Origin of the sequence: Herbaspirillum sp. C9C3 (genome assembly GCF_013359625.1) — a bacterium.
In the GTDB taxonomy this organism is placed as follows: domain Bacteria; phylum Pseudomonadota; class Gammaproteobacteria; order Burkholderiales; family Burkholderiaceae_D; genus Herbaspirillum.
On the sequence record NZ_JABFMQ010000035.1, the window covers coordinates 1 to 13,212 of the forward strand.

Consider the following 13,212-nt stretch of genomic DNA (forward strand, 5'->3'; position numbering starts at 1 on the left):
CGTGACGGCAAACTGCAGCCGCGATAGCGAGACGACTTCATCGATGGGAACCATGTTGTGTTACTCCGTTTGTTGTTTGGCGGACAGGTCTTGAATTTGTTCGGTGCTTGCCGGCGGCACGGTGATGGACAGCATGCGCTGCTCCACCCGCTGCACCGGCATCTGCATGTGCTTGGCCTCGGGATGGGCGAAGAAGGTCCTGGCCAGCACCGTGATGAGGGCGATCTTGACCACCAGCAGCAGGGTGATCTCCACCCCCAGCGGCAGCTGGGTCAGGCGTGGCCAGCGCCACGATCGTTTGCGGGATTGCGTGAGCTGCATCTGAATTACTCCTTGTCGTTGCTGCTGCCGAGGCGGAACTTGTCGCGCACGTCCAGCAGTTTCTTGACCTTGGAACCCATCTTCATCAAAGACACCAGGGTCTCCGGCGAGAGGCGCTGCACATCGTCGAACCAGGAACTGGAGAGCTCGATCAGTTCATACATCTGGCGCATGCGCTTCTGTACTTCCTTGTCATCCTTGCTGCCGGGCGCTTCCAGCAGGGCATCGCGCAGCATCGAGAGGGTCGGTTCGATCTCGCGGCGGCGACGTTCCTCCAGCAAGACCTTGAAGATTTCCCAGATGTCGCCGGGCGGTTCGAAATATTCACGACGATCATTCGGCTTGTGCAGCAATTTCACCAGCCGCCAGGACTGCAGTTCCTTCAGGCCCATGCTCACGTTGGAGCGCGAAAAACTGAGGTATTCGGCAATCTCGTCGGCATTGAGCGGGCAGCCGCAGATATACAGCAGGGCATAGATCTGGCCCACCGTACGATTGATGCCCCAGCGGCTGCCCATCTCGCCGAAGTGGCTGATGAAGCGCTGCATGAGAGGACTGAGTACCTGTTTTTCCATGTTAAAAACTTTCGAAATTTCAGTAATTACTGAAATTTAAAGCAATTGCTTGACCCGTCGCAATGTCATGCTCTTGTGTATTTCCTGATAACAGATATCACTGATGAGAATGACACGCGCCCCGTGTGCATTCGCGGGCGCAGGTCGGCGGCAGGCTCAGGCGGCTGACAGGGCGGAGGAGACGTATGAATGTCTCTTCGTGACGACATCGCGTCTTGCGGACTTCCCGGTTCCGCAAGGACGCAGCCCTGAGTTCAGCATCTTGTCGCGCTGCATGAAGGTATTTTCACGCTTTCCTACACAGCCTGAAGGATTTGACTGATAGGAAACATGATGCGGATCAAATAATGTGCAATCGCAGCTCAGCCGTAGCGGGGGGCGGGGTGCTCCGTGATGCAGGTGAGGCGCGTCTGATTTTCCAAGGATGAATGTTTATGCTGGGTTTCGATTTTCGCGTCGCCAGGATCGTCTGGACCGTCTTCCTGGTGGCCTTGTTGCTCTACGTCACCTATACCATTTCGGCCACCGTGCTGGTGCTGGTGTTTGCCGTCTTCTTCAGTTATCTGGTCTATCCGCTGGTGGAGCAGATCGAGCGGGTACGCCCGGCCCGGGTGCCGCGTGCGGTTTCCATCGCAGTGGTGTTCGTGCTGGCCATCGGTATGGTGGCAGCGGTCGTGAGCATTTTCGGGGTGCGTATCCAGGAAGAGGCCTTGCGGCTGTCCGAACAGCTGCCGGCGCTGCTGCGCTCCAGCGATGCCGTCTCGCACATCCCGCTGCCCGGATTTGCCGAACCGCTGCGCGCGCGCATCCTCGGTTTCGTTCGCGACCAGCTCGCCAATGGCACCGACCAGGCCATGCCCTTGGCCAAGCAGTTCGGCGTGGGCGTGATGCACGCGGCCAGCAACCTGATCTACCTGGTGCTGGTGCCGGTCATCAGCTTCCTGCTGATCAAGGAGGCACCGGCCATGCGTGATGAAATTCTGTCCTGGATGAATCGTTCCAACCGCAAGCTGTGGGATGGCATCATCAAGGATCTGGACGTGCTGCTCTCGCGCTACGTACGGGCGCTGCTCTTGCTGGCCATTGCCACCTTCGTGGCCTACAGTATCGCCTTCTCCCTCATGGGCGTCCCCTACGCCATGCTGCTGGCGGGGCTGGCGGCGGTGCTGGAGTTCATTCCCTTTGCCGGCCCGCTGGCGGCCAGTGCGGCGGCGCTGGTGGTGGCCGGTTTCAGTGGCTATGACCACCTGCTGTGGCTGGTCGGCTTCATCGTCGCCTATCGGGTGTTTCAGGATTACGTGCTCAATCCCTATCTGATGAGCGAAGGCGTGGAGGTCAGCCCGCTGATGGTGATTCTGGGCCTCTTGGCCGGTGACCAGCTGGGCGGAGTGGCCGGCATCTTCCTCTCGGTGCCGGTGATGGCCGCCCTGAAGATCATCTTCACCCGCGCGTCGGCGGCGCAGAAGGCGCGCCGTGCTGCCGAAGCCCGCGAGGCCGAACTGGCGGCCCAGGCCGCGCAGAAGACCGTCAGTGCGGCGCCGGAAGCGGCCCCGACTGCGCTGCCGCCGCAGGGAAGAACAGGCTGAAGCGTATCCAGCCCGGCTGCGGACACTCCACCGCCGCCGTGCCACGATGCAGGGCCAGGATAGCCTTGACGATGGCCAGTCCCAGGCCATTGGATTCGGTGAAGGCGCTGCGCGAGCGGTCGCCGCGATAGAAACGGTCGAACATGCGTGCCATCGCCTGGGGCGTGACCCCCTCGCAGCGGTTGTCCACCAGGATGCGGCTGCCGCTGGCGTCCGCTGCGGCCTGGATGCGGATGACGCTGTCGGCCTGGCCGTAGCGCACCGCGTTGATGACCAGGTTGTTGACCGCACGGCGCCACATGTCGCGATTGGCATGGCAGATGCCTTGCGCCTGCAGTTCGAAACGCAGGCCGCGTTCGTCGGCGATGCCCTCGAAGTAATCGGTCACCTTGCCCAGTTCTTCATGCAGGTCCAGCGCGCTGCACTCCACTGCCAGCGTGGCATGGTCGGCCTGGGCCAGGAACAGGATGTTCTCGACGATGCGCGCGAGCCGCTGCAATTCCTCCACATTCGATTCGAGCAACTGTTCATATTCGTCCAGGCTGCGGCGCTGACCCAGCGCCACCTGGCTCTGGCCCATCAGCACGTTGATGGGGGTGCGGATCTCGTGGGCCAGGTCGCCGGAGAACTGTGCCAGGTGGTCATAGCCGGCCTCCAGTCGATCCAGCATGGCATTGAAGGACAGCGCCACGCGCCGCAGTTCGGCCGGCATGCCGTGCTGCTCCAGGCGAGTCGACAGATGGTCCGGCGTGATCTGGGCGGCGCGCTGGCTCATGGCCTCCAGCGGTTGCAGTCCGCGCCGCAACAGCACGAATCCCAACAGCGAGGTCAGCAGGATCGCCGCCCCGGCGGCCCCGGCGATACGCCAGCGGTAGCTGTGCATCATGCGGCTTTCCTGCACCATGACGTAGGCCGCGACGATCTCCACGCGGTTGCCGCCCTGGCCGCCCTGGCCGACATCGGCCAGGGCCGATACCCAGCGCACTCGCACGCCATCGGTCCGATAGCTGGTCTGCAGGCTGGCCGAGCTGACCGGGCTGCCCACCGGCAGCGGCGTCATCGGCGGCGGCACCAGATGGTCGGGATTGCTCTGGATGAAGGGCGCGCCTCCCTGGCGACGGAAGATGCGCACATCCTGCTCGTTGCCCATCATGCTTTCGAAAAGGGCGGGGCGCTGCTCCATCTGCTCGACGTTGTACAGATCGTGCATCAGGTTGCGGAAGTGCTCCACCCGCCCGATCAGCGCCTGGTCGGCACGCTGCGAGAGCGCCTCGCCGGCGGCGCGGTCCAGGTAGACGCCCAGGCCGGTCACCACCAGTGCGGTCATCAGGGCGAACAGGGCAGTGACCCGGGCGGTCAGGGTCCAGCCGCGCACGGGGAGAAGCGCGGCGCTCACGGCGTTTCCGAGAACATGTAGCCGACGCTGCGCACGGTGTGGATCAGTTTCTTCTCGAAGGGGGCATCGATCTTGGCGCGCAGGCGCTTGATGGCGACATCGACCACGTTGGTGTCGCTGTCAAAGTTCATATCCCAGATCTGCGAGGCGATCACGGTGCGGGACAGGGCTTCGCCCTGGCGCTTGATGAGCAGGTGCAGCAGCATGAATTCCTTGTTGGTCAGCGCGATGTTGACACCCTGGCGCGTGACCTTGTGGCGCACGTGGTCCAGTTGCAGGTCGGCGATCTCGTAGACCTCGGCTTCACGCGTGACGCCGCGGCGCAGCAGGGTGCGGATGCGCAGGACCAGCTCGGTGAAGGAAAAGGGCTTGACCAGATAGTCGTCGGCGCCCAGTTGCAGACCGCGGATACGGTCTTCCACCTGGTCCTTGGCCGTCAGGAACAGCACCGGCAGATCGCGCTTGCTGCGCAGCGCGCTCATGACCTGCCAGCCATCCAGGCCCGGCAGCATCACGTCCAGCACCACCAGGTCGTAGTCCTGCTCCAGCGCCATGTGCAGGCCGTCGCTGCCGGTGCGGGCCAGGTCGACGGCATAGCCGGATTCTCGCAAGCCTTTGCGCAGATAGTCACCGGTCTTGGGGTCGTCTTCGATTACCAGGATGGCCATGCTGTGGGGAAACCGTGAAAGTCAGGGGAAAGGCCGCTGCAAAGGCGGCCGGGATCGGGGAGAATTGCTGGAAAATGCACTCGATTCTAGCAATGGAGGGATTTTTCTTCATGACAAAATTGTCATCAAATCGACACCCGCGCGTCACCGCCGGGGTTTTACCATGACTTTCCCCGGCAAGGTCCAGACCTTGTCGCCGCTTTGCATTCATCTCTTTTTTTTCGGAGTGCACCATGCTGATCAAGATCCGTCCCGACCAGATTGACATCCCGACCGCCTCCGAGATCACCCCGCGTGATCTCTACCTGTCGCGCCGCAGCTTCATGGCGCGCGCGGCGGCCGGTGCCGCACTGGCCGGCGGCATGGGCGCGCTGCCGCAGGCGTTGGCGCAGCAGGGCCGGAAACTGCCGGCCCATCTCAACAACGCCTATGCGGTCATGGACAAGCAGACCGCCTACAAGGACGCCACCAGCTACAACAATTACTACGAATTCGGCACCGACAAGGCCGATCCGGCCAAGAATGCCGGCACCCTCAAGACCAGCCCCTGGACCGTCGACATCGAAGGCGAGGTCAAGAAGCCCATGACGCTGGATCTGGACGCCCTCACCAAGCTGGCGCCGCTGGAAGAGCGCATCTATCGCATGCGTTGCGTGGAAGGCTGGTCGATGGTGATTCCCTGGATCGGCTATTCGCTCTCGGCCCTGATCAAGAAGGCCGAGCCGACCGGCAATGCCAAGTACGTCGAATTCGTCACCCTGGCCGACAAGAAGCAGATGCCCGGCCTGTCCACGCCCATCCTGAACTGGCCGTATCGTGAAGGTTTGCGCATGGACGAGGCCAATCACCCGTTGACCCTGCTGACCCTGGGCATGTACGGCGAAGTGCTGCCCAATCAGAACGGGGCACCGGTGCGCATCATCGTGCCCTGGAAATACGGTTTCAAGTCGGCCAAGTCCATCGTCAAGATCCGTTTCGTCAAGGACGAGCCCAAGACCGCCTGGAACCTCTACGCACCGCAGGAATATGGTTTCTATTCCAACGTCAACCCCAACGTCGACCACCCGCGCTGGTCGCAGGCCACCGAGCGGCGCATCGGTGAGGACGGCTTCTTCGCACCCAAGCGCAAGACGCTGATGTTCAACGGATACAACGACGTGGCCAGCCTGTACACCGGCATGGACCTGCGCAAGTTCTTCTGAGGCCGGGACCGTCCATGCAGCTTGCCCCCGTCGCCTTGCGCACCTTGAAGCCCCGCACCGTCACGCTACTGTGGTGGCTGTTCCTGGCACTGGCCTTCGTCCCGCTGGGGCGGCTGGTCGCGCTGGGCTTGAGCGGCGGGCTGGGTGCCAACCCGCTGGAATTCATCACTCACAGCACCGGGGACTGGACCCTGTACCTGTTCTGCATCACCCTGGCCGTCACGCCCCTGCGCAAGATCACCGGCTTGAACTGGCTGGTGCGCATGCGGCGCATGCTGGGGCTGATGGCGTTTCTGTATCTGTGCCTGCACTTCACGACCTTCGTCTGGTTCGATCACTTCTTCGACCTGGGCGAGATCTGGAAGGACATCGTCAAACGCCCCTTCATCACCGTCGGTGTACTGGCTCTGCTGCTGTCCATCCCGCTGGCCATCACCAGTACCAACGGCATGGTGCGGCGCCTGGGCGGCAAACGCTGGCAGGTCCTGCATCGTCTGATCTACCTGATCGTGCCGCTGGGCGTGCTGCATTACTGGTGGGACAAGGCCGGCAAGAACCTGATCGCTCAGCCGCTGTTGTTTGCGGTGCTGGTCGGGGTGATGCTCGCACTGCGCCTGCTGTGGCGGCTGAACCGGGTATCGAGCGCGCCGGGACAGCCCGTGCGACGCTGAAATCTTCCTGTTTCCCTTATCTGAACTGATCGTTTGATCCGATTTTCCGGATCGTCTTCTGGGAGTCCTGCCATGTCTCTGTTCAAACCTGCCGTCCTGGCCTCAGCTGCCGGCCTTTGCCTGGCGCTGGCCTGTGCTTCCACCTTGGCCGCCGAAGCAGCCGTGGCCGTTCCCGCACCCAGCGGCAAGGCCGTGCTGCCGTCCACCGCTAGCAGCGCCACCGTGGTGCTGGCCGGTGGCTGTTTCTGGGGTGTGCAGGGGGTGTTCCAGCATACCCGGGGAGTCTTGCAGGCGGTCTCCGGCTATGCCGGTGGCAAGGCGGATTCGGCCACCTATCCCATGGTCAGTTCGGGGACCACCGGTCATGCCGAAGCGGTACAGGTGACCTATGATCCGCGCAAGATTTCCTACGGCCAGATCCTGCAGATCTATTTTTCCGTGGCGCATGACCCGACCCAGCTCAATCGCCAGGGGCCGGATCATGGTACGCAATACCGCTCGGCCATTTTCACCTCCAGCAACGATCAGGCCCAGGCAACCCAGGCCTACATTGCCCAGATCAACGCCGCCAAGGTCTTCAGCGCCCCCATCGTGACCCAGGTGGCACCGCTGCAAGGCTTCTATCGCGCCGAGGATTACCACCAGGACTACGCCACCCTGTATCCCGACCAGCCCTACATCGCCTACAACGATCTGCCCAAGATCAACAATCTGCAGAAGATGTATCCGGCCCTCTATCGCGCCGATCCGGTGCTGGTGTTCAAGCACTGACCCGGTGGCCGGGCAGGGATGAGACAATACGCGGCTCTGTCTCATCCCGCCCGCCATGAACGCCACCGATACCCTGCGCCTCGCCCTCGACCATTTCCACCAGGACGACTATCCCGCTGCCGAGCGCCTGCTGTTCTCCCTGCTGGAGAGCCATCCCCGGCACGCCGATGCGCTGCAACTGCTGGGCAGTGTCGTGGCCGCCCAGGGGCGCTTCGAGGAAGCCGCCCTGGCCTGGCAGCAGGCCCTGCCGCTGGTGGACCCCGACAGCGAGCAGGCTCTTGCCCTGCGCTATCGCCTGGGCCGTGCCTTCTACGAGCAGGGACGTCATGAAGATGCCTTCCTGCTCTATCGCGACCTGATCGAAGCCGGGCATGAACGCCCCGAGTTCTTCGTTGCCGCTTCCGCCGCCTTGCTGGGCATGTCGCCCTCCGGCAAGAACGATGTCCAGGCCCTGGCCTTGCTGGAAGAGGCGCTGCGGCGCAATCCCGATGTGCCCGATACCTGGCACCGCAAGGCCCGCCTGCACGAGCGCTTGCGCCAGTGGGAAGCCGCCCGCCAATGTCTGCGCCAGGTACTGCTGCGCTTCGATCAGCGGGCACAATACTGGCTGGATGCGGGGTTGATCGAACATGCCTCGGGGGAGTACCAGGAAGCCCTGCGTTACTACGACCAGGCCCTGATCCTCGACCCCGATCTGGTGGATGCCCACGTCAGCCGTGGCACCACGCTGGCGCGCCTGCGCGAGCACGAGGAAGCCATCGACAGCTTTTGTCGCGCCCTGCGCATGAACGCCGCCGACGCCGATGCCCACGTCAACCTGGCGCTGTCGCTGCTGGTGCTGGGTCGGCTGCAAGAAGCCTGGCCGCTCTACGAATGGCGCTGGGAAGGGCGCGGCGCCGATCCTTACCGCCACGCCGCCATCCCGCCCTGGAACGGCGGCAGTTCGCTGGCCGGCAAGCGCATCCTGCTGTGGGCCGAGCAGGGGCAGGGCGATACCATCCAGTTCAGCCGCTATGTGCAGCAGATGGTCGAGGCCGGGGCCGAGGTGGTGTTGGAGATTCCGGAAAGTTTGTTCACCCTGATGCAGCAGCTGCCCCTGGCCGCGCGCATTGAACTGGTCGCCTCCGGCAGCGCCCTGCCCCCGGTGGACTACCAGCTGCCGCTGATGAGCCTGCCGCTGGTGTGCAATACGACGATGGACAATATCCCGGCACCGGTACCCTACCTGAATGTTCATATCGCCCTGAAAGCGCAGTGGGAGCGGCATCTGGACGGCCTGGCCCCGCGTGTGCCGGGACAGGTGCGCGTGGGCATCGTCTGCTCGGGCAATCCGGGCAACCTCAATGATGCCCGCCGGTCCATCGCGCTGGCCCGCTTTGCCGCGCTGGAGAAGGCGCGCGAGAGGGTGTCCTTGTTCGTGATCCAGCCCGACCTGCGCCCCGAGGATGCGCAATGGCTGCAGCAGGCCGGGCCGCAATGGCATGCCGTAGGGGAGGGCATCCGTGACTTCGCCGATACGGCGGCGGCACTCTCCTGCATGGATCTGGTCATCAGCGTCGATACGGCCGCCGCCCACCTGGCCGGTGCACTGGGCTTACCGGTCTGGATCGCGCTGCCGTATGCCGCGGACTGGCGCTGGTTCCTGCAACGCCATGACTCGCCCTGGTATCCCACCGCCCGGCTGTTCCGCCAGCAGCGTGCAGGAGATTGGGACGAAGTGATGACCCTGCTGCGCGCGGCCCTGGCAGTCGCCTCGTTCTCCTCCTGAATCCGCCCGAAAGACAGCGGCATCACGCCGCTGCACCGGACCTGGCAATCGCGCCGGGCCGCGTCCGTGCGGCGCGCATCTTGATCTTCATTCCATTCCTCGAAGTTTTTCGAGGCGATATGAAGCATTCTGCACCAAGGGACAATTAGTCGCTCCTGTCGTTTCCGCGATCATCCAAAGCCTATTCTCGTTTCCCGCCCGTGCGGCTGCCGTATCAGTCGGATTTCCGCGAGGGTCCGCAGCGGACGAGAGCAACCCAACATGAGCGCAGATGAACGACACTCTCTCCCCTGGCCGCGCGCGCGGCCCGCAGTCTTTCCGGACCTCGGTCATGCAGCGCGGCACCCGCCGCTTCACGGCCGTACTGGCGGCCTCTCTGGCGGTGCTGAGCCTGCCTGCCGGGGCCGTCACCCTGGGTGAGCTGGTGCAGCAGGCCGCCTTCAACAATCCCGCTGCCGTGGCCCGCCAGCGCGCCGTCGACGCCGCCGGCGAGAGCATCTCCTCGGCCAGATGGCAATTCTTCCCCACGCCCTCGATGTCGGTCGAACGCGCTGGCGCGACCAGCAAGCGGGACGTGTCCTACGGTGGCGACGACACCGTCGTCATCCTGCGCCTGCAACAGACGCTGTGGTCCGGTGGCCGCCTGACGGCACAGCTGGAGCAGGCCGGTCACAACCGCACGTCGGCCGAGGAAGCCCTGCGTGAGCAGCGCTTCCGCCTGGCCGAACAGGTCATTTCGCAATACAGCCTGTGGGTGCGCTCGGACCTGGCGGCCGAGGCCAACCAGAAGAACCTGAAGGCGCTGGAGGACTTCCTCGCACAAAGCCAGCGCCGCGAGAAGGAAGGCGCTGCCGCGCGCGTGGACGTGACCCTGGTGCGGGGGCGCCGCGACCAGGCGCTGACCGACCTGCTGGGCGCCAAGGCCAGCCGCCAGTCGGCCCGGCTGCAACTGGAGCAACTGGTCGGCCTGCCCTTGCGCGACGAGGAACTGCGCGCCGATGTGGTGAAGCTGTCTATCAGCCAGGAGCTGCCTGTGCTCACCGAGAGCATGCTCCAGAGCAGTCCGCTGCTCAAGCGGCTGCGTGCCGATGCCAAGGTGCAGGAATCGGCCATCCGGATCCGTAGCGCTTCCTACTGGCCTGAAGTCTACGCCCGCCTGGAACACCAGCGCGGCAACTTCAGCGTCGCCCACACCCCCGATGCCAACCGCGCCTTCATCGGCATGCAGATGCAGCTGGGCGCCGGCCTGTCGCTGGGCTCCGAAGTGGCGGCTGCCCAGGGACGCTACGAGTCGGCCGTGCTGGCGGTGGATGCCGCCCGGCTGGAACTGATTTCGCAGATCGCCGCCACCTATACCGAATATCAGCAGGCCGAGGCGCGCTCGCGCAACCTGGAGGACGTGGCGCTGTCGTCCGAGGAGGTGCTGGCCTCCTACACTCGCCAGTATCTCTCCGGCCGACGCTCCTGGCTGGACGTGATGAATGCCGCGCGTGAGGTGGTACAAACCGACCTGCAAAAGGCTGACGTCACGGCCATGATCATTGCCAACGGTCGCAAGCTGCAATTGTGGGCGTATGGACTGGATCAGGTGCGCTGAACATCATCCTGCGCGCCGGCGGTGACCTGAAGAGATACCGCAGCGCGTCTGCAGCCGGGAGGACCATGATCACCAAAGCGCAGTTCAGGCGCGCCATCCAGCGCGAGGAATTCATCGTCGTCTACCAGCCCATCGTGGTGCTGGCCGACGGTCGCTGCGCCGGCGCCGAAGTCCTGGTGCGCTGGCAGCGCGAGAATGGGGCGCTGCTCGCTCCCGATCACTTCCTGCCGACCGCGCAACGGCACGGTTACCTCGATGCCATCACCGATCTGGTGCTGGCACAGTCCCTCAACGACATGGCCCCGACGTTGCGCGCTCATCCGCAGCTGCATCTGGCCATCAACATCCCGGCCCAGGATGTCAACAGCGGCAGGATACTGAAGGTGCTCGATGCTGGTCTGGCCGCCACCGGCGTGGCGCCCGCCCAGCTCTGGCTGGAGATTACCGAGGGCAGCAGCATGGAAACCCGGGCCAGCCGCATGACCTTGTCCGAGGCGCGTTGCAGAGGGCATGTCATCGCGCTGGACGATTTCGGCACCGGTTATTCCTGCCTGCGCTATCTGCACGAACTGCCCTGCGATGTCCTCAAGCTGGATCGCAGCTTCGTCACCGGCATCGGCAGCGATACCCCGCCGCATCCGGTACTGGGCTGCATCATCGACCTGGCCCACAAGCTCCGGCTGGCCATCGTGGCCGAGGGCGTGGAAACGGCGGCACAGGCGTGCTATCTGGAACAGGCCGGGGTCCCCTATGCCCAGGGCTGGTATTACGCGCGACCCATGCTGGCTGGTGAATTTTCCCGCTATTGCAGCATGTCGCAGGGTGCATTGGCGTTGTTGCCTGCCCAGCCTGCATCCACCGCGCAGTGTACTTCCGCCACCGATGAGGTCCACGTTGAAACGGCAGAAGGCATGGCGCCATCCTTGATCCCTGCAACCTGACGATGATCTTCGCAGGCGCTGCTTTGGCTGACTCCGCACTGGTTTTTTACACTCTTCTGCGACGTTTTTTTCAGACATGTGCTGCCCCGATCTCCGAAGTTTTCCTTTCCTTTTTAAAAATTCATATCGCCAGCACCATAGGACAATTATTCTGGAAGGAAATGTTAGATAAAGTCACCTACGCGTCGCTGTTCATGGTCTAGCGGAGACGCTGTCACCAACGCTGACTTTTTGTCGGATTATTTGGTGGCGAATGGCATCAAGCTCCCCTCGGGTTGAAGATGATTCGGGGGGAGTTCTCTTCTTGAAAGCCTTTTGTGAAGAGGATTTCCACTGATCTTGCGGATTGCTTTGATTGTCACGCAAGAGCAGAAAATATTTCTCTTCACTTGCACACATTCTCCAATTCATGCCTCTCATGGAAGGGCATCAATTCGATTTGACAAGATTCGTCATTTACTTAGTTTTTTGAGAATGGAAAATATGTCCCGGATGAACTAAAGGACAATTAAAAATTTCTATATTTTCAAAGATCATTAGCCTCATTGACGATCTGCCGCAGCGCCTGATTCCGGACGTGATCTCCCTCGGTTTCGCCCCCTTCCGCTAGCGCGGCGAAACACCATTGATGACGTCATCCGGGTTTTCTCTGGCATTACGCGACGCATCGCCTGAGGGGTTTCCTCCTGCTTTTCGCTCTCACTGTCGATCAAGCCGAGTCCGTCCTGAAACGAGGCGTCTTCGACAGTCCTTCCGGTGAAGGAAGGCCGATCGTCGCCGCTGATACCAAACCAAACGAATCGCCATGAGAAAGCACATCCATTCCTGTCCCAGATTGCCGCATCCAGCCTGCGCCGCAACGGGCAACGCTCACGCCCAGTCGCAAGCTGGCTGCATTGCCGCCCTGCCGGGGGTCTCCCCATGAGCGAGCTGGCATCTTCCCTTGCATGGGCCGTGACGACCGCCGCGCGGCGTCACGGTGTGGTCATCGACAGCGTACGACTCAATGCCGCCATTGCCAGCGCGATGGGAAAAAATGCTGCGGCCGAAATGGATATCAATGGCCTGTGTGCCGCCCTGAGTCTGCCCAAGGCACAGCATCTGGACAAGCCCGAGCGTGCCCAGCTGCCCATGCTGGGCGTGGTCGGCGAGCGTGGCTGGGGCGTCATCGTCGACCAGCGTCCCGACGGTCGCTGGATCTTCATCAGTGAAGAAGGGCATGCCCTCATCAGCGACAGTGACCTGGAAGAGGGCGCCTACAAGTTCGATTTTGCCGCCCTGAGCAGCAAGGAAGAACAGCACGGTTTCGAGCGTGTCTTCAAGGAGGCGCTGGCCGAGTTCCGTCCCGTCATCATCGAAGTGGTCATCGCCTCGGTGGTCATGAGCATCATCGCCCTGGGGGCGTCGATCTTCTCCATGCAGGTCTACGACCGCGTCATTCCCACCCACGGCGTGGCCACGCTGATCGTGCTGGCCATCGGCGTTTCGCTGGCCATCCTCTTCGAGCTGGGCATGAAGTTCGCGCGCTCGCACATCATGGACAACGTCGTGTCCGGCCTCGATGCCAAGCTCTCGCAGGCCCTCTTCGAACGCCTGCTGTCAGTGCGGGTGGACCAGCTGCCCGGCTCGGTGGGCAGCCTGGCCGGTCAACCGAGCTGGACCAGCTGGGCCTGACCACTGCCGATGGCGCGCTGCTGAGTGCGCAGAAACCGGCGG

13 protein-coding genes are annotated in these 13,212 nt (G+C 62.9%); 9 read left to right on the forward strand and 4 right to left on the reverse strand.

Features of this window, described 5'->3' with window-relative positions; genetic code table 11:
* Positions 1-60 precede the first annotated feature (60 nt).
* A complete protein-coding gene (gene cydP / locus HNO82_RS20630; protein ID WP_175344969.1) occupies positions 61-321 on the reverse strand; it encodes a cytochrome oxidase putative small subunit CydP in 261 nt (86 codons plus the stop codon).
* 5 nt (positions 322-326) lie between these two features.
* A complete protein-coding gene (locus tag HNO82_RS20635) occupies positions 327-896 on the reverse strand; it encodes a GbsR/MarR family transcriptional regulator (RefSeq protein WP_034350469.1) in 570 nt (189 codons plus the stop codon).
* 434 nt (positions 897-1,330) lie between these two features.
* On the opposite strand from HNO82_RS20635, the gene HNO82_RS20640 reads away from it, so the two are divergent.
* Entirely contained in the window at positions 1,331-2,482 is a 1,152-nt protein-coding gene (locus HNO82_RS20640) for an AI-2E family transporter (protein WP_034350467.1), read from the forward strand.
* Here HNO82_RS20640 and HNO82_RS20645 read toward each other — a convergent pair.
* Both HNO82_RS20645 and HNO82_RS20650 read right to left on the reverse strand, forming a co-directional pair.
* The gene (locus HNO82_RS20645) at positions 2,424-3,809 is read right to left on the reverse strand and encodes a heavy metal sensor histidine kinase (protein WP_249777062.1); all 1,386 of its coding nucleotides are present in this window, start codon (positions 3,807-3,809) and stop codon (positions 2,424-2,426) included. The two genes, HNO82_RS20640 and HNO82_RS20645, sit on opposite strands and share 59 nt — an antisense overlap.
* Positions 3,810-3,874: 65 nt before the next feature.
* Positions 3,875-4,546, reverse strand: coding sequence for a heavy metal response regulator transcription factor (locus HNO82_RS20650; RefSeq protein ID WP_008330156.1), 672 nt, complete (start codon positions 4,544-4,546; stop codon positions 3,875-3,877).
* Between HNO82_RS20650 and HNO82_RS20655 the strand changes: the two genes are divergently transcribed.
* From HNO82_RS20655 to HNO82_RS20690, 8 genes are all read left to right on the forward strand, one after another.
* Positions 4,545-4,811, forward strand: a complete 267-nt coding sequence (locus HNO82_RS20655; RefSeq protein WP_175344971.1) for a hypothetical protein — start codon at positions 4,545-4,547, stop codon at positions 4,809-4,811. The genes HNO82_RS20650 and HNO82_RS20655 overlap by 2 nt on opposite strands.
* Positions 4,780-5,748 (forward strand): protein-methionine-sulfoxide reductase catalytic subunit MsrP, encoded by a 969-nt coding sequence (msrP, locus tag HNO82_RS20660; protein WP_175344972.1) that lies wholly within the window; start codon positions 4,780-4,782, stop codon positions 5,746-5,748. The genes HNO82_RS20655 and msrP overlap by 32 nt, the downstream gene beginning before the upstream one ends.
* Before the next feature lie 14 nt (positions 5,749-5,762).
* Positions 5,763-6,419, forward strand: a complete 657-nt coding sequence (gene msrQ, locus HNO82_RS20665) for a protein-methionine-sulfoxide reductase heme-binding subunit MsrQ (RefSeq protein WP_175344973.1) — start codon at positions 5,763-5,765, stop codon at positions 6,417-6,419.
* A 72-nt stretch (positions 6,420-6,491) separates the two neighbouring features.
* Complete coding sequence (gene msrA / locus HNO82_RS20670; RefSeq protein ID WP_175344974.1) at positions 6,492-7,190, forward strand: peptide-methionine (S)-S-oxide reductase MsrA; 699 nt, start codon at positions 6,492-6,494, stop codon at positions 7,188-7,190.
* A gap of 55 nt (positions 7,191-7,245) precedes the next feature.
* Positions 7,246-8,958, forward strand: a complete 1,713-nt coding sequence (locus tag HNO82_RS20675) for a tetratricopeptide repeat protein (RefSeq protein WP_175344975.1) — start codon at positions 7,246-7,248, stop codon at positions 8,956-8,958.
* A gap of 271 nt (positions 8,959-9,229) precedes the next feature.
* On the forward strand, positions 9,230-10,555 hold the full coding sequence (locus HNO82_RS20680; protein WP_249777058.1) for a TolC family protein: 1,326 nt from the start codon (positions 9,230-9,232) through the stop codon (positions 10,553-10,555).
* A 65-nt stretch (positions 10,556-10,620) separates the two neighbouring features.
* Positions 10,621-11,496: an EAL domain-containing protein gene (locus HNO82_RS20685; protein WP_175344976.1), complete on the forward strand. Its 876-nt coding sequence runs from the start codon at positions 10,621-10,623 to the stop codon at positions 11,494-11,496.
* A 921-nt stretch (positions 11,497-12,417) separates the two neighbouring features.
* Entirely contained in the window at positions 12,418-13,170 is a 753-nt protein-coding gene (locus HNO82_RS20690; RefSeq protein ID WP_249777059.1) for a hypothetical protein, read from the forward strand.
* Positions 13,171-13,212: the final 42 nt, after the last annotated feature.